The 20,859-nt window shown below is 73.7% G+C and carries 18 protein-coding genes and 1 pseudogene; 7 read left to right on the forward strand and 12 right to left on the reverse strand.

Annotated features, from left to right (window positions below):
- Window positions 1-13: 13 nt before the first annotated feature.
- The 9 genes from AB0442_RS15725 to hisC all read right to left on the reverse strand — a co-directional run bounded on the left by AB0442_RS15725 (window position 14) and on the right by hisC (window position 10,466).
- Window positions 14-1,555: a cytochrome ubiquinol oxidase subunit I gene (locus AB0442_RS15725; protein ID WP_366163239.1), complete on the reverse strand. Its 1,542-nt coding sequence runs from the start codon at window positions 1,553-1,555 to the stop codon at window positions 14-16.
- Between the two features lie 263 nt (window positions 1,556-1,818).
- Window positions 1,819-3,405 carry a HAMP domain-containing sensor histidine kinase gene (locus tag AB0442_RS15730; RefSeq protein WP_366163240.1) on the reverse strand — a complete coding sequence of 529 codons (1,587 nt, stop codon included), beginning with the start codon at window positions 3,403-3,405 and terminating at the stop codon, window positions 1,819-1,821.
- A 3-nt stretch (window positions 3,406-3,408) separates the two neighbouring features.
- Window positions 3,409-4,167 (reverse strand): response regulator transcription factor, encoded by a 759-nt coding sequence (locus tag AB0442_RS15735; protein WP_366163242.1) that lies wholly within the window; start codon window positions 4,165-4,167, stop codon window positions 3,409-3,411.
- 119 nt (window positions 4,168-4,286) lie between these two features.
- Entirely contained in the window at window positions 4,287-4,967 is a 681-nt protein-coding gene (locus tag AB0442_RS15740; protein ID WP_366163243.1) for a VC0807 family protein, read from the reverse strand.
- A 107-nt stretch (window positions 4,968-5,074) separates the two neighbouring features.
- Window positions 5,075-5,713, reverse strand: a complete 639-nt coding sequence (locus AB0442_RS15745) for a DUF5666 domain-containing protein (protein WP_366163244.1) — start codon at window positions 5,711-5,713, stop codon at window positions 5,075-5,077.
- 16 nt (window positions 5,714-5,729) lie between these two features.
- The gene (locus AB0442_RS15750; protein ID WP_366163246.1) at window positions 5,730-6,932 is read right to left on the reverse strand and encodes an ABC transporter permease; all 1,203 of its coding nucleotides are present in this window, start codon (window positions 6,930-6,932) and stop codon (window positions 5,730-5,732) included.
- Window positions 6,929-7,705, reverse strand: a complete 777-nt coding sequence (locus AB0442_RS15755; protein ID WP_366163248.1) for an ABC transporter ATP-binding protein — start codon at window positions 7,703-7,705, stop codon at window positions 6,929-6,931. Before AB0442_RS15755 ends, AB0442_RS15750 begins: the two co-directional genes overlap by 4 nt.
- Complete coding sequence (locus AB0442_RS15760) at window positions 7,705-9,108, reverse strand: biotin/lipoyl-binding protein (protein ID WP_366163249.1); 1,404 nt, start codon at window positions 9,106-9,108, stop codon at window positions 7,705-7,707. Before AB0442_RS15760 ends, AB0442_RS15755 begins: the two co-directional genes overlap by 1 nt.
- 278 nt (window positions 9,109-9,386) lie before the next feature.
- Window positions 9,387-10,466 carry a histidinol-phosphate transaminase gene (hisC, locus tag AB0442_RS15765; RefSeq protein WP_344624344.1) on the reverse strand — a complete coding sequence of 360 codons (1,080 nt, stop codon included), beginning with the start codon at window positions 10,464-10,466 and terminating at the stop codon, window positions 9,387-9,389.
- A 340-nt stretch (window positions 10,467-10,806) separates the two neighbouring features.
- Between hisC and AB0442_RS15770 the strand changes: the two genes are divergently transcribed.
- From AB0442_RS15770 to AB0442_RS15785, 4 genes and pseudogenes are all read left to right on the forward strand, one after another.
- On the forward strand, window positions 10,807-11,973 hold the full coding sequence (locus AB0442_RS15770) for a LacI family DNA-binding transcriptional regulator (RefSeq protein WP_366163251.1): 1,167 nt from the start codon (window positions 10,807-10,809) through the stop codon (window positions 11,971-11,973).
- Between the two features lie 178 nt (window positions 11,974-12,151).
- Complete coding sequence (locus AB0442_RS15775) at window positions 12,152-13,381, forward strand: metallophosphoesterase (protein ID WP_366163252.1); 1,230 nt, start codon at window positions 12,152-12,154, stop codon at window positions 13,379-13,381.
- Between the two features lie 230 nt (window positions 13,382-13,611).
- A complete protein-coding gene (locus AB0442_RS15780) occupies window positions 13,612-14,463 on the forward strand; it encodes a hypothetical protein (RefSeq protein ID WP_366163253.1) in 852 nt (283 codons plus the stop codon).
- A 177-nt stretch (window positions 14,464-14,640) separates the two neighbouring features.
- Window positions 14,641-15,504, forward strand: a pseudogene (locus AB0442_RS15785) (glycerophosphodiester phosphodiesterase family protein); the annotation flags it as partial.
- Window positions 15,505-15,588: 84 nt separating this feature from the next.
- Here AB0442_RS15785 and AB0442_RS15790 read toward each other — a convergent pair.
- On the reverse strand, window positions 15,589-17,034 hold the full coding sequence (locus AB0442_RS15790) for a VWA domain-containing protein (protein WP_366163254.1): 1,446 nt from the start codon (window positions 17,032-17,034) through the stop codon (window positions 15,589-15,591).
- 314 nt (window positions 17,035-17,348) lie between these two features.
- Between AB0442_RS15790 and AB0442_RS15795 the strand changes: the two genes are divergently transcribed.
- The 3 genes from AB0442_RS15795 to AB0442_RS15805 all read left to right on the forward strand — a co-directional run bounded on the left by AB0442_RS15795 (window position 17,349) and on the right by AB0442_RS15805 (window position 19,275).
- Window positions 17,349-18,290, forward strand: coding sequence for a MarR family transcriptional regulator (locus AB0442_RS15795; protein ID WP_366163255.1), 942 nt, complete (start codon window positions 17,349-17,351; stop codon window positions 18,288-18,290).
- Between the two features lie 117 nt (window positions 18,291-18,407).
- Complete coding sequence (locus tag AB0442_RS15800; RefSeq protein ID WP_366163256.1) at window positions 18,408-18,791, forward strand: roadblock/LC7 domain-containing protein; 384 nt, start codon at window positions 18,408-18,410, stop codon at window positions 18,789-18,791.
- A gap of 79 nt (window positions 18,792-18,870) precedes the next feature.
- Window positions 18,871-19,275 (forward strand): hypothetical protein, encoded by a 405-nt coding sequence (locus tag AB0442_RS15805; protein ID WP_366163265.1) that lies wholly within the window; start codon window positions 18,871-18,873, stop codon window positions 19,273-19,275.
- A gap of 112 nt (window positions 19,276-19,387) precedes the next feature.
- Here the strand turns inward: AB0442_RS15805 and AB0442_RS15810 are convergent, their stop codons facing one another.
- Together AB0442_RS15810 and AB0442_RS15815 are read right to left on the reverse strand one after the other, a co-directional pair.
- Window positions 19,388-20,254, reverse strand: a complete 867-nt coding sequence (locus tag AB0442_RS15810) for an AraC family transcriptional regulator (protein WP_366163258.1) — start codon at window positions 20,252-20,254, stop codon at window positions 19,388-19,390.
- A 338-nt stretch (window positions 20,255-20,592) separates the two neighbouring features.
- Window positions 20,593-20,859 (reverse strand): non-reducing end alpha-L-arabinofuranosidase family hydrolase (locus AB0442_RS15815; RefSeq protein WP_366163260.1); only part of this gene is annotated, 267 nt, incomplete at its 5' end.

The raw sequence follows: 20,859 nt of genomic DNA on the forward strand, positions 1-20,859 counted from the left end.
GCCGTTTCCGTCCTCAGTAGGCGAAGGCGAGGGGCTTGTCGGCGTCGTCGCCGTCGGACGGGCCGCGCAGCACCGGGTCCTTCGCGGGCGGCCGCTCCGAGGTGTCGGGGCCGGGCTTGGCGTACTTGACGAGGAGTCGGACCTCGACGACGGCGAGGACCGCGTAGAGCGCGGTGAGGGTGATCAGCGAGCCGGTCTGCAGGCCGACGCCGACGCTGGGGGAGGAGGCGTTGGCGGTCTTCATCAGGCCGAAGACGACCCAGGGCTGGCGGCCCATCTCGGTGAAGATCCAGCCGAAGCTGTTGGCGATCAGCGGGAAGCCCATGGTGAGGATGCCGATCCGCCAGCTCCACCTGCTGAAGAAGGTGTTCATCTCCCGGTGCTTGGTGAGCATCAGGCGGGGCGGTTCCTCCTCGCCGGTGCGGTACTCCTCGGCGAGCCAGAACCTCCGCCGGGTGGTCCACAGGCCGATCAGCGCGGCGACGAAGGACGTCATGCCGAAGCCGATCATCAGGCGGAAGCCCCAGTAGGTGACGAAGATGTTCGGGATGTAGTCCTGGGGCTGCCCGCCGTACTTCGCGGCCTCCGCGGCGGCGGTGTCGTTGATGCCGGGAACGGAGCTGGCGAAGTCGCTGTGGGCGAGGAAGGACAGTATTCCGGGGATCTCCAGCTCGACCGAGTTGTGGCCGCGGGAGACGTCGCCGACCGCGAAGATCGAGAAGGGTGCGGGCGACCGGGTGTCCCAGAGGGCCTCGGCAGCGGCCATCTTCATCGGCTGCTGCTCGAACATGACCTTGGCGAGGGTGTCGCCGCTGACGGCGGTGCCGAGGCCGGCCACCACGGCCATGGCCAGGCCCACCCGGAGCGAGGTGCGCATCGCGGCGGTCTTCCGGCCGTCGGTCTCCTTGCCGCGCTTGGCCCGCCACAGGTGGTACGAGGCGATGCCGACCACGAAGGCGGCGCCGGTGAGGAAGGCGGCGGTGAGGGTGTGGAAGGCCTGGACGAGGGTGGTGTTCTGGAAGAGCACCCGGGCGATGTCGGTGAGCTGCGCCTTGTGGGTGGCCGGGTCGACCCTGTAGCCGACCGGGTGCTGCATCCAGGAGTTGGCGGCCAGGATGAAGTACGCGGACAGCACCGTCCCGAGCGCGACCATCCAGATGCAGGCGCAGTGGACCTTCTTCGGCAGCCGGTCCCAGCCGAAGATCCACAGGCCGATGAAGGTGGACTCGAAGAAGAAGGCGATCAGCGCCTCCATCGCGAGCGGGGCGCCGAACACGTCGCCGACGAAGCGCGAGTAGTCGGACCAGTTCATGCCGAACTGGAACTCCTGCACGATGCCGGTGACCACGCCCATCGCGATGTTGATCAGGAAGAGCTTGCCCCAGAACTTGGTGGCGTGGAAGTACTTCTCCCTACCGGTCCGGACCCAGGCGGTCTCCAGGCCGGCCACGGTCGCCGCCAGGCTGATCGTCAGCGGGACGAACAGGAAGTGGTAGACGGTGGTGATGCCGAACTGCCATCTGGCGACCGTCTCGTGCGCGACTGCCAGGTCCACAGCGCTCTCCTCAAATCCGCCATCATCCGGACAAACGGGTGTGTAGCACGCATCCACACCGAAGCATGCCAAGCTTGTCCGCTTGTGAAAGTGAACACGTTCACAAGCGCAGTATGCACCACTCCTACATCGGCAGATGAGGCGGGGGTGTGGTTGTGCGTCCATCGGATGATCCGACGGAACGCGGCGCGGTCACAATCGGCGGCCAGGTGGGTCGGTTCGACGACCTGGCACTTGACAGCGGGCTCCGGCGTCCGGGCCGCTCAGAGCTGGCGGGGCAGCAGCACCCGGAACGCGGCGCCGTCGCCCGGCGCGGTGTCCAGGGTCAGGGTGCCGCCGTGCGCACTCACCAGGGCCGAGGCGATGGCCAGGCCGAGGCCCGCTCCCCCGCCCTCCCGGCGGCTGCGCGAGGCGTCCACCCGGTAGAACCGCTCGAAGACCAGCGAGGCCTGGTCGCCCGTCATGCCCGGTCCCCGGTCCGCGACCTCCAGCAGGCAGCGGCCGTCCACCGACCCGACGCCGATCCGCACCGCGGTGCCCGGCGGGGTGTGCTTCACCGCGTTGCCGACCAGGTTGGTGACCACCTGGCGCAGCCGCGCCTCGTCGCCCATGACCGGTGCGGCCTGCGGCGCCCCCGCACCCGCCGGGCCGGTGAGCGAGACGGGCCGGCCCGGGTCCAGGGCCGTCAGGTCGTGCAGGGCGTCCGCGGCGAGGGTCCGCAGGTCCATCGGCGCGAGGTCGAGCGGGCGCTCCTCGTCGAGCCGGGCCAGCATCAGCAGGTCCTCGACCAGGCCGCCCATCCGGACGGCCTCCGCCTCGATCCGGTCCATCGCCCGGTCGGTGTCCGGCAGCGCGCCCATCCGGTGCAGTTCGGCGAAGCCGCGGATGCCCGCCAGCGGGGTGCGCAGCTCGTGCGAGGCGTCGGCGACGAAGCGGCGCATCCGCGCCTCGGACTCGGCCCGGGCCGCGAACGCCGCCTCGATCTGCGCCAGCATCCCGTTCAGCGCGGCGGACAGCCGGCCGACCTCGGTGCCGGGCGCGAGCTCGGGCATCCGGTGCGACAGCTCGCCGGAGGCGATCCGGGCGGCGCCCTCCTCGATCCGGCGCAGCGGGCCCAGCCCGGCCCGGACGGCGAACAGGCCGAGCACGGCGATCAGCAGCAGCACCACGCCGCCGATCGCCAGGAAGGCGGTGCGCAACCGGTTGACGGTGCTGCGGACGTCGTCCAGGGAGACCGCCACCAGCACGTAGGCGGGCAGTTGGGTGCCCTGCCCGGTCGCGGCGGCACCGGGGCTGCCGCCCGGCATGCCGACCGAGGCGCCCGGGTCGACCGGCAGCACCAGGACGCGCCACTCCCCCGCGTCGTGCTCGGCCGGAACGTCGAAGGCGGTGCGCTCGCGGGCCGCCAGGGTGCCGCCGGTGAGGCCGCCGAGGTAGGGGGCGCCGTCGGAGTCGGTGACCGGCTGGCGCAGCACCATCTCCACCGCGCCGTCCCGGCCCAGGTACTGGACGACGTACTGACTGGGCAGGAACTGGTTGATCCGTCGGCCGGCGCCGCCCCCGCCGCCCACCCCGCTGCCGTCGGCCTGACCGGCACCCGCACCGCCGGCCCGCTGACCGCCGCTCTGACCCGTGCCGCTCTGACCCGCGCCCTGGCCGCCGGACGGCGTCCGGCCGGGCACCCGGCGGGAGAGCGGTTCGCCGAAGCGCTGCAGCTGCTGGTCGGTGCGCTCGACCAGCTGCGACTCGACGGTGGCGATGACCAGGGTGTCGCTGACCACCAGGCCCGTGGTGACCAGCAGCAGGGCCAGCACGAGCAGCCGGACGCGTAGGGAGAGCCGGGCGAGCAACGGTCAGGCCTGCGGCGGGCGGCGCAGCGCGTAGCCGATGCCGCGGACGGTGTGGATCAGCTTGGGCCCGTGCACGGACGCGCCGGAGTCGAGCTTGCGCCGCAGGTAGGAGATGTAGGACTCGACGATGGAGAGGTCGCCGCCGAAGTCGTAGGCCCACACGTGGTCGAGGATCTGCGCCTTGGACACCACCCGGCCGACGTTGGCCATCAGGTAGTGCAGCAGCTTGAACTCGGTGGGGGAGAGCGAGACCGGGCGGCCCGTCCTGGTCACCTCGTGCGCGACCGGGTCGAGGGTGAGGTCGGCGACGATCAGCCGGCCGTCCTCGGCGGGGCCGCCGGCCCGGCGGAGGATCGCCCGGATCCGGGCTATCAGCTCCTCCAGGCTGAACGGCTTGGTGACGTAGTCGTCCGCGCCGAGGGCCAGGCCCTGGACCTTGTCGCCGGTGGCGTCCCGGGCGGTGAGCAGCAGCACCGGAACGTGCTCGCCCGCGGCGGGCCACCGGGTCTGGTCGCGCAGCCGCTCGACGACGGTGAAGCCGTCGAGGTCGGGGAGCATCACGTCGAGGACGACGAGGTCGGGCCGCTCGGCGGCGACGGCGGCAAGGGCCTCCTCGCCGGTCGCCGCCGAGGCCACCCGGAAGCCGGAGAACCGCAGGCTGGCGGAGAGCAGTTCGCGGATGTTCGGTTCGTCGTCGACGACCAGGAGGAACGCCTCACCGGGAGCGGCCGCCCCGCCTGCGGTCTGTACTGTCCCTGACACGTGCGCTACGCCTCCCGGTCCTCACGAAATCTTCTCATCGGACGATAGCCCGGGAAGGCTATGCGGGGTTGATGAAAGTTGGATGATGCCGCCCCCGCCATCGTAAGCGCTCCGTCCGGCTACCCGGCGGTCACCGCCGAAGCCGCCGCGGCCGCCGCGCCGCGGGCCCGGGCGCGCTTGGCGTAGAGCACCGTCCACAGCACCAGGAGGCCGGTGACGCCGTAGGAGAGCACCGAGTTCACCGCGACCATCGCGCCGGTGGACAGCACGTAGGTGAGTCCGACCCGCAGGAGCGCCTCGGCGACGTAGCCGAGCCCCCAGCCGAGGGTCAGGTTGCGCTGCACCCGACGGAAGCCCTCGAACTGCCACAGGCCGTTCCACCGGGCCAGGCCCTCGGCGCTGCCGTCGGTGCCGAACTTGCGGCCGAAGTAGAACATCAGCGGCCGGGGCGCGGCCAGCGAGGCCAGACAGACCAGCCCGAAGAGCCCGGTCACCAGCGAGTCCTTGACCAGCAGCAGCCGGGCGCTGTTCGGGCCGGCCACGGTGACCAGCACGGTGATCGCCAGGAACACCAGGGTGATCGCGGCGAACTCGTCGACCCGCCGGTGCCAGGCGAGGTAGACGACCACGTCGACCACCGGCCACAGACCGGAGAGCAGCAGGGCGGTGACCTCGCTGTGGCCGTGGTCGACCAGGTTGTTGTAGGTGAGCAGCGGCGCCACCACGTTCAGGCCGATGGTCAGCACCCAGCCCAGCGCGGTCGCGCCGCCGCCACCGCGGGCAGGCTTGTTCTCCGACACGGTTCCCCCGATTTCTCTGTACATGTCGAGCCCGGACAGCCTAGTGAGGCCGCGTCAGGTGCGCCATGAAAGAAAAGGTCAAGGAGCCGGCCGGGGGCGGCGGAGGGTCAGCGGCTGCCGGTGCCCGCGCCGCCCGCACCGCCGCCGGCGCCGCGGCCGCCGAAGCCGCCGGCCGCCGAGCCCTCGGTGAGCTGGGTGGCGGTGTAGGAACCGTCCGAGCCCTTCTGGCCCAGCACGGTGACGGTCTGTCCGGGCTGCAGGTCGCCGACCTTGCCCTCCTTGTTGAGGGTGACCTTGGTGCTGTCGGCGGTGGTGACCTTGACGGTGTTGCCGGAGGCGTCGGTCAGGTAGACGGTCGTGCCGTCCACCGAGGCGACGGTGCCGCGGGTGAAGCCGGCGCCGTTCTGCCCGCCGGGCGCGTTCCCGCCCGCGGTCCCGGTCCGGCCGTTGCCGCCCGCGCCGGGGAACCCGCCGTAGCCGCCGAAGCCGCCCGGTCCCGCGCCCCGGCGGCCGGCCGCCGCCTGTCGGCCGGCGCCGTTGCCGTCGTCCTTGGCGTACCAGGCGCCACCGGCGAAGGCGGCGGTGGCTATCACCGCGCCGGCCAGCACCAGGGTGGGCCAGGGCAGGCGCGGGCGGGGCGGGGCGGCGAGTTCCGCGGCGATGTCGCGGGCGTCGGGCGCGGTGTTGAGCAGCTCGGTCGCCTCGACCGGGCCGAGGGCGCGGCCGGGCTCGTTCTCGCTGGTCATGTCGGATGCTCCTGGGTCACTCGTGGCGGAGGGCTTCGATCGGGCGCAGCGAGGCGGCCCGGCTGGCGGGGTAGCTGCCGAAGAACAGTCCGATGGCGACGGCGATGCCGAAGGCGCCGAGGACGGACTCCGGGATGACCACCGGCTCGATGCCGACGATCGTGAAGTGCGAGCCGATCAGGCCGGCGGCGACGCCGAGGCCGGCGCCGGTCACCGAGAGCAGGGTGGACTCGGTGAGGAACTGGCCGAGGATGACCCCGCGCGGGGCGCCCAGCGCCTTGCGGATGCCGATCTCCCTCGTCCGCTCGGTGACGGTCACCAGCATGATGTTGGTGATGCCGATGCCGCCGACCAGCAGCGAGATCGCCGCCACCGCGCCGAGCAGCACGGTGAAGGTCTTGGTGGTGGACTCCCGGGCGGTGAGCAGCGAGGTCTGGCTGCTGATCCGGAAGTCGACCTTGGTCGCGTCGGTGATGGCGTGGGTGCCCATCAGGATCCGGGTGATGTCGCTCTGCGCCTCGGTGGTGGCCTCGGCGGAGGCGGCCTGCACCATGATCTGGTTGACCGAGCCGAAGCCGGTGAAGGCGTTCTGCACGGTGGGCAGCGGGGCGATCACCACGTCGTCCGGGTCGTTGAAGCCGGTGGAGCCCTTCGGGGTGAGCACGCCGACCACGGTGAACGGGGTGCCGCCGATGGTGATCCGCTTGCCGACCGGCTCCTCGGTGTCGAAGAGCTGCTTGGCGGTGGTGGCGCCGATCACCGCCACCTTGCGGGAGTTGAGGACGTCGTCGTTGGAGAAGTAGTCGCCGTCCTCGACCTTCTGGTTGGCCGTCTCGAAGTAGGCGGGGTAGGTGCCGACGATCGAGCCCGGCTGGTACGAGATGTTCCCGTACAGCGCGGTGCCGGAGGTGGTGACGACCGGCGCCACCGACTTGATGGACGGGCTGTCGGCGTCGGTGGCGAGCGCCTTGGCGTCGGCCACGGTGAGCGCCTTGGCGGCCGTGGCGGACCCGCGGCCGGCGTTGGAGGAGACGGTCAGCGCGTTGGTGCCGAGCGAGGTGATGGACGCCTTGACCGCCTCCGAGGAGCCGTTGCCGACGGCGAGCAGCAGGATCACCGAGGCGACGCCGATGAGCACGCCGAGCATGGTGAGCGCGGAGCGGACCTTGTTGGCGACCAGGCCGCCGACCGCGAAGCGGATCATCTGCCAGAGGATCATGCGGGCACCTCCGCGGCGAGGGCGGGCGGCGGCCCGTCCACCGGCGCGCGGCGGACGTCGTCCACGATCGCGCCGTCGACCAGCCTGAGCACCCGCTTGGCGTGCAGGGCGACCTCGTCCTCGTGGGTGATCACCACGACGGTGCGGCCGGCCGCGTTCAGCCGGTCGATGATCGCCAGGACCTCGGCGGTGGAACGGGAGTCGAGGTTGCCGGTGGGCTCGTCGGCCAGCAGCATGGCGGGCGCGGTGACCAGGGCGCGGGCGACCGCGACGCGCTGCTGCTGGCCGCCGGAGAGCTCGTTGGGCTTGTGTCCGGCGCGGTCGGCGAGGCCGACCAGCTCCAGCGCGGCCAGGGCCCGGCGGCGCCGTTCGGCGGCCCGTACCCCGGCGTAGGCGAGCGGCAGCTCGACCTGCGCCAGGGCGGTGGTGCGGGGCACCAGGTTGAACGACTGGAAGACGAAGCCGATCTTGCGGTTGCGGACCAGCGAGAGCCGGCTCTCGTCGAGGTGGCCGACGTCGGTGCCGTCGAGCAGGTAGCGGCCGGAGGTGGGCACGTCCAGGCAGCCGAGGATGTTCATCAGGGTGGACTTGCCGGAGCCGGAGCTGCCCATCACCGCGACGTAGTCGCCCTCCTCGATGTCGAGGCTGACGCCCAGCGGCTCGCCGGTGCCCGGTGCCGACGGGCCGCGCAGCGCGTGCACGGCGGAGTCGCCCTGGCCGTACGACTTGGTCACCCGGCTGATCCGGATCACCGGGGGCTTGGTGGCGGCCATCAGCGGGTGCCGCCGCCGGTGCGGGCACCGCCGCCGGTGCGGGCACCGCCGCCGGTGCGGGCACCGCCGCCGAAGCCGCCGGCTCCGCCCGCGGCGCCGAGGCCGCCGGCCGCCCCGCCCGCGCCCGGGAAGGCGCCGTTCGGGAAGCCGTTGCCGGTGGCGGCGGTGGTGGAGGTCAGCTCGACCTTGTCGCCCTCGGCGAGTCCCTCGACCACCTGGACGGTGGTGTCGCCCTCGATGCCGACGGTGACCGGCACCCGCTCGGTGGAGCCGTCCTCGTGGACGAGGGTGGCGGTGCGGGAGCTGCCGGTGCCGGCCAGTGCGGCGGTGGGCACCGAGAGCGCGTCGTCGGCCTCGCCGACGGTGACCGAGATGGTCGCGCTCAGACCGGTGCGCAGCTTGGCGGTGTCACTGGTGATCTGCAGCACCGCGCCGTACTGGACGGCGCCGCCGCTGCCGCCGGAGGAGCTGGGCAGCGAGCTGACGGACAGCACGGTGGCGTTCAGCTTGGTGTCGGACTGGGCGTTCAGGGTGACGGTGGCGGACTCGCCCTTCTTGAGCTTGAGCGAGTCGAGCTCGGAGAAGTTGGCGGTCACCTGCATGCCGCTCGGGTTGGTCAGCACCACGAAGCCGGTGGGGGTGGTGGAGGAGGAGGACGTGCTGCCGTTGCCGGTGCCCGTACCGCTGCCGCTGCTCTTGCTGCCGGTGCCCGAGGCGCCGCTGCCGGAGGAGCCGCCCGTGCCGGTGCCGCTCACGGAGTCGCCGACCTTGCCGGCGACCGAGGCGACCGTGCCGTCGGCGGTGGCCTTGAGGGTGGTGCCGGCGAGGGCCGTCTCGGCGTTGGTGAGGGCCGTCTCGGCGGAGTCGACCTGCTGCTGGGCCTGGGCGACCTGGGCGGCGTCCACCTTGGTGGTGGTCGTGGTGGTCGGCGTCTGCTGGGCCGTGCCGCCGCCGCGGCCGGTGCTGCCGGCGGACGATCCGCCGGAGCCGCCGGTCGTGGTGGTGACGGTCTCGCCGGCCTTGGCCTTGGTGAGGTTGGCCTTGGCGGTGGCCAGGGCCGACTCGGCGGCGTCCACGTCCTGCTGGGCGGCGGTGGTGTCGACGGTGGCCAGCACCTGGCCCTTGGTCACGGTGTCGCCGACGGCGACCTTGACCGAGGTGAGCCTGCCGCCGGTGACGAAGTCCTGCCCGGTGTCGGAGGGCGAGGAGAGCGTGCCGGAACCGGACACGGTGGCCAGGACCGTGCCCTTGGCGACCGTGGCGGTCCGCACGCGCGTGCCGCTCGCGGCGGAGCTGGTTCCGGAGTCCACGGTGGTGTACGCCAGCGCGGCCCCGCCGACCAGGGCCACACCGAGCGCGGAGTTGACGAGGACGGCACGGCGCCGTCGCGGGAGCACCTTCATGGCGGACAGCTTCGCCCCGTGCTCTTTCCGGTTGCTGGCGCCTTCCTGGGAGTCGACTGGAACCGTCAATCCGGACAATCCACGCATATAACGGCGCCAGGGTGGCTCTCTCTACCCCTTGGGGATGAAGCGTTGATCCGCCTCCCAGGAAGTTCCCAGTCTTTACGTCCGAGCTTCTGAACTTGCCGGGGTGCCGGAGGGCCCGGACGGGGGCATGCGACGGGGCCCGCCGCCGTCGCCGGCAGCGGGCCCGTCGGGGAACCCGGGGAGACCCCGGCTCAGAGCTCCTTGCGGAAGGCCTCCGCGGTCGCCAGGAAGATGTCGTTGCCGGCGGTCTCGCCGATCGACACCCGGACGCCCTCGCCGGGGAACGGGCGGACGACCACGCCGGCGGCCGCGCAGGCGGCGGCGAAGTCGACGGTGCGCTCGCCGAGCCGCAGCCAGACGAAGTTGGCCTGCGAGTCGACGACCGTCCAGCCCTGGGCGCGCAGCCCGGCCAGCACCCGGCTGCGCTCGGCGACCAGCGACTCGACCCGCTCCAGCAGCGCCTCCTCGGCGCGCAGCGAGGCGACCGCGGCGTCCTGGGCGAGCTGGCTGACGCCGAACGGCACCGCGGTCTTGCGCAGCGCGGTGGCCACCGGCTCGTGGGCGACCGCGAAGCCGACCCGCAGGCCGGCCAGGCCGTAGGCCTTGGAGAAGGTGCGCAGCACGCAGACGTTCGGCCGGTCGCGGTAGACGTCGATGCCGTTGGGCACCTCGGCGTCGCGGATGAACTCGATGTAGGCCTCGTCGACCACGACCAGGATGTGGCCGGGCACGGCGTCGAGGAAGCGCTCCAGCTCGGCACGGTGGATCACGGCGCCGGTCGGGTTGTTGGGGTTGCAGACGAAGATCAGCCGGGTGCGGTCGGTGATCGCGGCGAGCATGGCGTCGAGGTCGTGCTCCTCGTCCGCGGTCAGCGGCACGGGCACGGGGGTGGCACCGGCCACCTGGGTGATGATCGGGTACGCCTCGAAGGAGCGCCAGGCGAAGATCACCTCTTCGCCGGGGCCCGCGGTGGCGAGCACCAGGGACTGGGCGACGCCGACCGAGCCGGTGCCGGTGGCGATGTGCTCGACCGGGACGCCGAAGCGGGCGGCGAGCTCCTCGGTGAGGCCGGTGACGGCCATGTCCGGGTAGCGGTTGAACGAGCCCGCGGCGGCGGTGGCCGCCTCCAGCACGCCGGGCAGCGGCGGGTAGGGGTTCTCGTTCGAGGACAGCTTGTACGCGTCGGCACCGGCCGGCTTGCCCGGCTTGTAGGTGGGGATGCCGTCCAGGGTCGGCCTCAGCCGGGGCCCCTGCGCTGCGGTACCGCTCACGGTCGTTCTCCTTCTGTGCTGTCTTGGGCGCGCGTGCCGGGCCGCGCACACCGGGTTCGCCGGTCCCGCGCCGCCCCTCGCCACACACCCGCGCCACCCCGGTCGGGTGCCCCGCACGATACCGGCCGGGCTCACCCATGCGGGTGAGATGCCCGATCGGGTTACGGGTGCAGATCAGCCATTCTGCCGCGTTCCCACGGCACATGTCAGAGGTAACAAGCCCAGATCGGAGCGGGTATCGAAGGGTGTGATCCGTTCCGACTCTTGGAGAAACGTATCTTCAGACCGGTGGCCGGGGCCGGTCACAGCCCGCTGTCATGCGCCATACGATCGGTCCGCCATGACAGCAGCAGCCAACCAGAGCGGACGGCGGTCCACCTCGCGGCGCCTGGAGCGGGCCGGCATCCGGGACGTCGCGGCGGCCGCCGGAGTGTCGATCACCACGGTCTCCGACGCCCTCAACGGGAAGGGCCGCCTGCCCGAGGAGACCAGAAGCAGGGTGCGCGAGGTCGCCGAGCGCCTGGGCTACCGCCCCTCCGCGGCCGCCCGCACCCTGCGCACCGGCCGCTCGGGCCTGATCGGCCTCACCGTGACCACCTACGGCGAGGAGCCGTTCACCTTCACCGAGTTCGCCTACTTCGCGGAGATGGCGCGGGCCGCCACCAGCGCGGCGCTCGGCCGCGGCTTCGCCCTGGTCGTGCTCCCCGCCTCGTCCCGGCACGACGTCTGGAGCAACATCGCCCTGGACGGCACGGTGGTCATCGACCCGCCCGACCAGGACCCGCTGGTGACCGAGCTCTACCGGTCCGGCGTGCCCGTGGTCAGCGACGGCAAGCCGGGCAACTGCCCGGTCACCGCCTGGGTCGACAACGACCACGAGGCCGCCGTGCTGGACATCCTGGACCACCTGTCGGAGGCCGGCGCCCGCCGGATCGGCCTGCTCACCGGCACCAGCACCGACACCTACACCCGGCTCTCCACCGAGGCGTACCTCGGCTGGTGCCGGCGGGTCGGCCAGGAGCCGGTCTACGAGACCTATCCGGCGCACGACCCGGCGGCCGGCGCCGTGGCGGCCGACCGGCTGCTCGCCCGGCCGGACCGGCCGGACGCGGTCTACGGCCTCTTCGACCCGAACGGCACCGACCTGCTGGCCGCCGCCCGCCGGTACGGCCTCCGCGTCCCGGACGACCTGCTGCTGGTCTGCTGCAGCGAGAGCGACGTCTACGCGGGCACCGAGCCGCCGATCACCACCCTCTCGCTCAAGCCGCGCAAGATCGGCACCACCGTGGTCAACCTGCTGATCGACGCCATCGAGGGAGTCGACGCCGGCTCGTCCGGCGGGCAACGCGCCGAGGGGGCGCGGCTCTTCCCGCCGCGCTTCCGCACCGCGGGGACGGGCCCGCCGCCGGGCACCCTGATGCCGACGGAGCTGATCGTCCGGGCCTCCTCGCAGCGGCGCAGCCCCCGCAGGACGGTCAGTCCGCCCCGTTCACCGGGCGGGGGCTGAGCTCCGGCACGGTCCTCGCCGCACCGGGCCGGGCCCGGGACGGCCCGCTCCGGCGCGAGGTCCAGACCATCCCAGACCGGGTCGGACCGGGCCGTCCGGCCCGGCCCGGTGACGCTCCGAAGGATTGGATGCCCACCAGGTGAGGACGCCGGGAGAGTGGTCTTCCTATGATGGTCGAATGACACCCGAGGACCGCTTCCCCGGGCCTGAAACGCCCCACTCAGGCCCCCGCCACCACCAGGACCTCGACGTGCTCCCGTACGGCTCCTACTACGAACCCTGCGAGCCGCCGGCCGGCTACGGCTACGACGAGACCTACAGCGGCTACGGCGGCGCGCACTACCTCGAGCAGCACTGGCACGCCCCGGCCCACCACGGTGCGCACCCGGGCGGCCACGACGCCACCGTGCAGCTCGGCACGCTGCACCGGACGGGCCACGAGCCGGCCGGTCACGAGCAGGCGCCGCACGAGCCGGCCGTCCACGAGCAGCCGCCGATGGCCGCCGCGACCGGCGACGACCCGCCGACCATCGAGCTCGGTCCCCCGCTGACCGAGCAGCCGGTGAACTTCCCGTACCCGCAGCCCGAACCCGGCGAGGCGCCCGGCCCGCTGTACGTGATCGGCGACGTGCACGGCTACCTCGACGAACTGCTCGCCGCCCTCCGCCAGGCCTCGCTGATCGACGCGGACGGCCACTGGGCGGCCGGCCGCTCCCGGGTGTGGTTCCTCGGCGACTTCACCGACCGCGGCCCCGACGGCATCGGCGTGATCGAGCTCGTCATGCAGCTCGCCGCGGAGGCCGCCGCGGCCGGCGGCTACTGCCGGGCCCTGATGGGCAATCACGAACTGCTCTTCCTCGGCGCCGCCAAGTACGGCGACGAGCCCGTCCAGTCCACCGCGGGCACCGCCTCCTTCCTCGCCGCCTGGCGCCTCAACGGCGGCCAGCAGCACGACCTCGACCGGCTGGAGTCGCACCACATCAGCTGGCTCTCCCGGCTGCCCGCGATGGCGCTGGAGGACGGCCACCTGCTGCTGCACTCCGACACCACCGCCTACCTGGAGTACGGCGAGTCGATCGCCGAGGTCAACGACGCCGTCCACGACCTGCTCGCGGACGAGGGCGCCGACGAGTGGTGGGACTGCTTCCGCCGCTTCACCAAGCGGTTCGCCTTCCGCGGCGAGAACGGCCCGGACGCCGTCCACGAGCTGCTCGGCGCCTACGGCGGCTACCGCGTGGTGCACGGCCACAGCCCGATCCCGTACCTCACCGGGGCGGTGCACGCCGACGACGGCGCGCCGCCGCACGTCCCCGGCCCGTACATCTACGCGGACGAGCTGGCCGTCGCCATGGACGGCGGGGTCACCATGGAGGGCCGCCTGCTGATCGCCCGGCTGCCGGTGAACTGAACGGGCGGCGACTGAACTCCGCTGCACTTTCCTGACACCGCGTCGGCGGAAGCTGACGGAGCGTCGACGAGCGGCCCGGAACGTCCGCCCCGGGCGCTGAAAATCCGGAAAGCGACTGTCTGAGCCTCGGTGGTCACCCCTACCATCGAGGCACCACGCAGCCGCCCTCCCGCCACCGGGCCGCCGCGTCGCACCAGTCCACCTCCGTGAATCAGCGGAACGGGGTCCCCATGACCGACGCCCCGCACCTGCTCGCCGAGGACCGCCCGGACTACGAGCGCATCCTCGACGAAGCACTGCGCGACGCAACCATCCTCGAAGCACTGCGCGCCACCGAACCCCATCTCAACACCGAGCAGCTGCGCACCAAGGCGATGCTCAACGCGGAGACGGTGGCCTCGGCCGCCGCACCCGAGTACCGCCACTACCTCGGGCTGCGCGCGGACCTCGGACGCACACCCGCACCCGCCCACGGCGGCGGCGGACTCGGCGGCGAGCTCTCCGGCCGGCTGCGCTCCGAGGAGGGCGCCGGGCTGTTCCCGGTGCTCACCGTGCTCGCCCCGATCCTGTCCTGGTCCGCCGCCGCCCTGCTGCTCGCCATCGGGTACGCGCTGCGGGCCGCCCGGCCGGCCCTGCCGCTCGGCCGCAGCGTGGTCACCGCCGGCTGGGCCGCCATCGCGGTCGGCACCGCCGCCATGGCCGTCGGCATCGTCGGCCTGCTGCTCACCGCGCTGCGGGACGGCTCGGCGAACCCGGCCGGGCAGGACCCGAACCTCGCCGCGGACGTCGCCGAGGCCCGCCGGGCCTGGCACACCGCCCTGCGCGAGCGCGCGCTGCTCCCCTACCTGCACGACAACCTCGGCTCCACCCCGGCGCTGTCCCCGCAGCCCGCCGGCCGGCCGGTGCCGCCCGACCTCCTCAGCCCCGGCTACAGCCGGCCCGGGTACAGCAGCGCCGGATTCACCAGCCCCGGCGTCGAGGGGCTCACCGACCCGGAGGGACGCGAGCCGCGGACGGCCGAGTTCACCGGCCCCGGCTACACCCCGCCCGGCTTCACCGGGCCCGACGAGGTCTCCGACTGAGCCGGCGGCGGAGGCAGGGTCCCGACCCGGGACGCACCCGCCGTGCCCCCCGCACCCGCAGCTCCGTCACCCCGCCGTCCCCGCCGTCACCCGGACGGGCGGCCGGGCTGGGCCGAGCGGCGCACACCACCCGTGGCTCCGGCACCCGGACGGGCGCGCGGGCCCATCATCCCCGGCATGAGGACCTCCCGGCGGACGGCACGGACCGCGACGGTGGCCGCCGCCGCACTGGTGATCACCGCGCTCCTCCCGCCCGGCGGCGGCGTGCACCGCGGCAGCCTGCGGACGGCCCGCCCCGCGGCCGCGGACGACCCCGCCGGGGCGGCGTCCACGGGCCTCGGAGTGCTGCCCGAACCGGTGCCCGCCGGTCCCGTGCCGCGCTGCCCCTCGCTCGCCGTGGCCGGCCACCGCGGTGCCCCCGAGGCCGCCCCGGAGAACACCATGGCCGCCTTCCGGGCCGCCCTCGCGGGCGGGGCGGACTGGCTGGAGACCGACGTGCGGACCACCCGCGACGGCGTGCCGGTGCTGATGCACGACGACACCGTCGACCGGGTCACCGACGGCCACGGCCGGGTGGCCGACCTGACGGCCGACCGGATCGCCGCCCTGCACGTCACCGCCGGCCCCGGCCCCGCGCAGCCCGTCCCGACCCTCGACCGGCTGCTCCGCGAGCTGTCCGGCACCCGGACGCGACTGCTCATGGAGATCAAGGAGCAGGACAGCCCGGGGAACGCGGCCCGGGCGGCCCGCACAGCCGCGGCCAGCGGCGCCGACGTGGTGCTGTACTCCTTCCACCCCGCGATGCTGCGGGCGGCCCACGCGGCGGCCCCCGGCCTGCCGGTCGTCCTCGTCCGGGGCACGGCCGACGCCGAGGACCCGGGCGGGCTGCGGCTCTCCGGCATCGCCCTCGAAGAAACCCTCGCCACCCCGGAACGGATCGCCCGCGAGCACGCCGCCGGCCGGCAGGTCTACGTGTGGACGCCGGACCGGGAGGCCGACTGGCGGACGGCGGCCGACCGGCACGCCGACGCCCTGATCACCGACGTGCCTGCGGCCGCCCGCGCGTGGACCGACACCCACTGCCCACCGCTGCTCCGAGGTGCGGCCGGGAACCGCCGGACGGTGTCAGCGCAGGACGCCGGCCTGCCGGGCGGCGACGAGCCAGGACGGGAACTCGGTGAGCAGCCGGTCGTAGAGCTCCGGGTCCGAGATCAGGTCGATGTCGTCCACGGCGAAGAAGCCGACGTTGTCCACCCGGCGGCCGGGCAACGTGTCGAAGCGTTCCAGCACCCCGTAGTCGGCCTGCCCGAGGCCGACGAACTGCCAGAAGACCGGCTCCTCCACGGCCGCCCGCAACTCCTGCTCGATGGCCGCGTTCCGGTAGACGCCGCCGTCGGAGAAGAACAGCACCAGCGTCGGGTCCGCCACCGGATGCGCCCGGACGTGCGCACGGACCTCAGCGATGACCTTCTGCTCCTCGTTCTGGATGCCGACGAGCCGCATGTCGACCTGGCCCGGCGGCAGACCGCGCCGCGGCTTCTTCGGGCGCCCGAACAGGGCCAGCTCGCCCACCCGGACGTGGGCCGGGATCCACTCCGGCAGCTCGGCGAGGTGCAGGTCCGGCAGGCGGGCCGGGTGGGTGGCGAAGGTCCACGCGTGCATCCGGCCGTCCTCGGCCAGCTGCGCGGCGACCGCGGCCATCCGCTCGACCACCCCGGCGACCGTGCCGCGGCGGTACAGGCCGGACATCGACCCCGAGGCGTCCAGCACCAGCACCACCCGGGCCCGGGCGCCGGCCGCGCCGTGCTTCTCCAGGCTCACCGCCACCTGCTGCTTGCGCAGCGAGAGCCGCTTGCGGACGTCCACCGGCAGCGCCTGCTCCGCCTGCGGTACCGCCGGGGACTGCTCCTGCTGCGCGGGCCGGTACGGCGGCACGGGAGGTGCCGGGGCCGGCGGTGCCGGAGCGGGCAGTACGGGGGCCGGCGGTACCGGAGCGGGCATCGGCGGCACGGGCGGCTGTGCGGCCGTGGGAGGTGCCACGGCCGTCCGCGGCTCGACGGCCACCGGGGGCTCTACGGCTCCGTGGTCGGCGGTGAGGCCGGCCCAGCCGGTGGCCCAGCCCTGGCCCACCGCGCGGAACTTCCACTGGCCCGACCGGCGGTAGAGCTCGCCGCCGACGACCGCCGTCTCCCGGCCCGCGGCGATCGGGAAGTGCGCCAGCGGCGCGCCCGTCCGGCCGTCCGTCAGCAGCACCTCCAGGTCGGCCAGTTGCCCGAGGTACCCGTCGTCGACGGTGACGCAGAGCAGGATCCGCTCGACCTCCGGCGCGAGGGCGGCGAGGTCGGCGTCGACCGTACGGGCACCGCCCTGCCGGACCCGGCCCGAGGGGTCGGCCGGACGGGCCCCGCCGACCGCGGCACCGCCCCCGAGGGCCCGGCCGTCGGCACCCAGCAGGACCGCCCAGACCCGGGCCACCGGCCCGTCCGGCGCCTGCGCCCAGGAGAACGCGGCCCGTACCTCCGGCACCCCGACCACCACGTTGGCGCCCTTGCCCAGCGAACTCGACGTCATCCCGCCAGTCTGCCAACCGGGCCGGGGCAACGGCAGCCCCACCGCGTCCCCGCCGCGGACGTTCCACGGGTCGCGCACCGGATATCACGGGGAATTTGCCGCTGTCCATCACGCACCGGAATGGCTTGACTACGGATCGGGGCGGACGGTTGGATGTCGCACGTGCCATCGGCGGGGAATTCGCCGGTATTCGGTCTGCGCCGAGGGGGAGTCGTGCATGAATTCACCGGGACCGGTCGAATATTTCTCCGCGCTGCCGGTGCGCGGCCTTTTATGACCGTTTCCGATCGCCGCACGGACCGCGGAGCGCGGGCGTGACCGCACCTCGCCCCGCGGGCGGCGCCGCCCTGCCTGCCGTGGTGCGGACGGACGCCGCCGGGCGGCTGGCCACCGCGCTCGCCGGCGCCCCGGACGGGCGCCCCTCGGGCACCCTGACCGTGCTGGGCGACCCCGGCGGGGTGTTCCACCTCGCCTCCGGGGTCGTCACCGCGGTCGACTCCCCCGGCGCCCCGGACGTCGCCACCCTGCTGCTGCGCTCCGGCCGGGTGAGCACCGACGACTGGGAGGCCGCCTGCCGCGCGGGCGCCGCCGCCGACCGGACCGGCGCCGAACTCGTCGCCCGGGACCTGCTCGGCGCGGCCGAACTCCAGCTGATGTGCACGATGGCCGCCCTGGACGGCGCCTTCGCGGTGGCCGCCGGACGGGTCGACGGCTGCACCCTGGCCGGCGGCCCGACCCGGCACCACCTGCCCGCCCCGCAGGGCGTGGACCCGGAGTGGCTGCTGCACGAGACGGACCGCAGGCTCCGCGCGCTCGCCGCACTGCGCCCTCCGCTCTGCCCGCTGCGCGACCGGATCGGCCCGGCCACCGGGACGCACCGGGAGGCGGGCGGCGGACCGGCCGGCCGCCTCACCGGCGAGCGCCGGGAGATCCTGCGCTGCGCGGACGGGCGGCGCAGCGCACGGGACATCGCCTTCCGGCTCGGCCGCGGCCTGTACGCGGTCACCGTGGAGGTCTCCCGGCTGCTGGCCGAGGGTCTGGTGGAGGTCGTTCCGCCCGCCCCGGGTCCGGCCGGCCCGCTGCCCGCGCCGGGCGGGCGGCCCGGGGTGACCGCGGCCCGCCGCCCGCCGGACCCCGTGCCGGTGCACCCGCCGGCGGGGCGGCTGCCCGTCCGCCGGCGGGGTGCCAGCGGCATCAACGACGTCCTCGCGTGGCGGTCGGCCGCCGGGCGCCACCGGCGCGCCCGCGATTCCTGACCGGCCCGCCGCTACCGCCGGACATCCGTCCGCGATTCCCGCCCGTCGGCGGGCCGGTTCGGCGTGCCCGAGAAATCCGTCCGGCGCCGGCCGGTGAATTCCCAGAACAGGAGAGATGTGAGCAGCGAGAACGGCGAATTGATCGCCGAAATGCGCGCGCTGCGCGACCGGGTCGCGGGCGTCACCGACCTCGCGGTGGCCGCGGTCGACGGCCTGCTGGTCGCCGCGGACACCGAGGAGGGCATCGACGGCGAGAGCCTGGCCGCGCTCGCCGCCGCGGCGCTCGGCCTGGCCCGCCGGGCGGGGCAGTCCACCGGCAAGGGGCTGCTGCACCGGACGGTGGCGCAGTTCAGCCACGGCTACGTGGTGGTCCAGCCGATCGGCCGGATGGGCCTGATGACCGTCCTCGGCGACTCCGGGATGGACATCGCCCGGCTGCACACCGAGTCGCAGGCCGCCGCCGACCGGATGGACCGTCTGCTGACCGCGCCCCGGTCCTGACGCGGCGTCCCGTCCGGCCGCCGCACACCACCCGACCACGAGAAGGAGCACCGTGAGCACACCGCAGGGATTCCAGACCATGTCCGACCGGGTGAACGCCATGGTCAAGGGCCTCCGCACGGAGGTGCCCGAGTGCCTGGCCGCGGGGATCATCGACATGTCCACCGGCATGCTGCTGTCCGTCGAGACGGTCGACTCGCACCCGCCGGAGGTCCTGGACATGCTGGCCGCCGCCACCCTCGACCTCTTCCAGGGCCGCAACGTGGTGATGATCGAAGGCATCTTCAAGGAACGGCGCGGTGTGGTGAGCGACCGCCACTACTTCCAGGAGATCCTGGTCAACAGCGACAACCTGGCGCACCTCTTCCTCCGGGTGGACAGCGCCGACGACATCGTCGCCGTGGTGGTCTGCCGCAACACCGTGAACGTCGGCATGCTCTTCGCGCAGTCCCGCCGGGTGCTCAAGGACCACGGCCGCCTCTGATCCGGGTACGGGCCTCGCCGCCCCGCGGCCCACCGTGCCCGGCTCGACCTGCTGGTCGGCCTCGTCATGGCGGGCGCCCGAGCACGGGCGCGCCGCCGTGGCCGACGGCGGGTCAGGACACCGTCCGCTCCACCGGGATCCAGAGCTGGCTGGTCGCCTCGGACCAGTCGGCCGTCGGCCGGGTGCGGAGGATCTCCGGGCCCGGCCGGGTGGCGTACGGATTGGACGGGAACCACTCGGTGAAGATGTCCCGCCAGAGGTACTGCAGGGACCGGGGGTAGGGGCCGGTGTTCTCGAAGACGGCCCAGGTGCCGGCCGGGACGGTGAGGACGTCGAGGTCCTCGGGGGCGTCGGCGCCGGTCACCACCGCGTGGTGGTAGTCCAGCAGGACACCCTCCTCCCGGCTGTCGGAGAGGTGCACGACCGCGGAGACGATGCCCTCGGGCTCCTGGTCGGACAGGTCGGCGATGCGCTGCACGGTCTCCGGCGGGATGCCCCGGATCATCTCGGCGATGTGCGGGTTGACGCCCTCGTGGATCAGGGGGACTCGGGCCCTGCGGCCGACGACCTTGAACTCGGGCTTCTCGACGATCCGGTACTTCATGGTGGTGCTCCCTTCGACGACGAGCCGGAAGGACATCCGGGGCTGGGAATTCAGGGCCGCGCCCGTCCGCCGGGCCTCGCCCGGGCCGAGGCCGTGCATCGCCCGGAACGCCCGCGCGAACGCCTCGGCCGATCCGTAGCCGTGGCGCACGGCGATCTCCAGCAGGGTCCGTTCGCCCGCGAGCACCTCGGCCCCCGCGACGGTGAGCCGCCGGCGCCGGACGTACTCCGACAGCGGGATCCCGGCGAGCGCGGAGAACATCCGCCGCAGGTGGAACTCGGACGTCCACGCGATGCGGGCCAGCTCGGCCGCCTCGATCCGCTGGTCGAGGTGGTCCTCGATGTGGGCCATGACCTGGTTCAGCCGGTCCAGCACTCCGGTCTCCTTCCCTTGCGACCACCACCGTAGGAAGGCCGGAGCCCGCCCGACCCGACTTTCCGTGCCCGTTCCGGTCGGGTGGGACGGGACGGGCGCGGAAGGCCGGGCCTGGCGGGCACGGCGGAGCGCTGCCCCGGGAGGCCTCCTCCACCTCCCGGAGCAGCGCGGTCGGTACGGGCACCGATGGAAGTCCGCGAAAGAGGGGAACCCCAGCCGACGCGCGGCTGGGGTTCCTCGGGCGGTGGGTGCAGGTCAGCGGGTGGAGCCGCACGTGGCGTGGGCCTCTCGGCCGTGTGCCGGCAGGCGGTACCCGATCGCTGTCACCGTGGACCGGGTCAGTGCTGCAGGGTGAGGACGCCCGGCCGCCACGGCAGCTGGTCGTAGGGGCCGCTCGCGGTGGGGGACTTGCCCTGGTAGAGGAACTGCAGGTTGCAGGGGTCGATGGTCATGGTCTGGTCGGGGTTGGTGCGGACGAGGTCGCCGTGGCTGATGTCGTTGGTCCAGGTGGCACCGCTGTTGGCCTTGCCCGCGAAGGGGTTGCTCTCACTGGCGGCCTGCGGGGTCCAGGTGCCGCTGAGGCTGGTGGCGGTGAAGGAGCGGAA

The sequence above is a fragment of the Kitasatospora sp. NPDC085895 genome (assembly GCF_040702125.1).
GTDB lineage: Bacteria > Actinomycetota > Actinomycetes > Streptomycetales > Streptomycetaceae > Kitasatospora > Kitasatospora arboriphila.

Excerpts from the sequence above, each read along its gene's own strand:
- AB0442_RS15745 (WP_366163244.1), bottom strand. The coding sequence starts at position 5,713 with ATGACCAGCGAGAACGAGCCCGGCCGCGCCCTCGGCCCGGTCGAGGCG.
- AB0442_RS15750 (WP_366163246.1), bottom strand. The coding sequence starts at position 6,932 with ATGATCCTCTGGCAGATGATCCGCTTCGCGGTCGGCGGCCTGGTCGCC.
- AB0442_RS15755 (WP_366163248.1), bottom strand. The coding sequence starts at position 7,705 with ATGGCCGCCACCAAGCCCCCGGTGATCCGGATCAGCCGGGTGACCAAG.
- AB0442_RS15760 (WP_366163249.1), bottom strand. The coding sequence starts at position 9,108 with ATGAAGGTGCTCCCGCGACGGCGCCGTGCCGTCCTCGTCAACTCCGCG.
- AB0442_RS15770 (WP_366163251.1), top strand. The coding sequence starts at position 10,807 with ATGACAGCAGCAGCCAACCAGAGCGGACGGCGGTCCACCTCGCGGCGC.
- AB0442_RS15775 (WP_366163252.1), top strand. The coding sequence starts at position 12,152 with ATGACACCCGAGGACCGCTTCCCCGGGCCTGAAACGCCCCACTCAGGC.
- AB0442_RS15780 (WP_366163253.1), top strand. The coding sequence starts at position 13,612 with ATGACCGACGCCCCGCACCTGCTCGCCGAGGACCGCCCGGACTACGAG.
- AB0442_RS15790 (WP_366163254.1), bottom strand. The coding sequence starts at position 17,034 with ATGACGTCGAGTTCGCTGGGCAAGGGCGCCAACGTGGTGGTCGGGGTG.
- AB0442_RS15805 (WP_366163265.1), top strand. The coding sequence starts at position 18,871 with ATGTCCGACCGGGTGAACGCCATGGTCAAGGGCCTCCGCACGGAGGTG.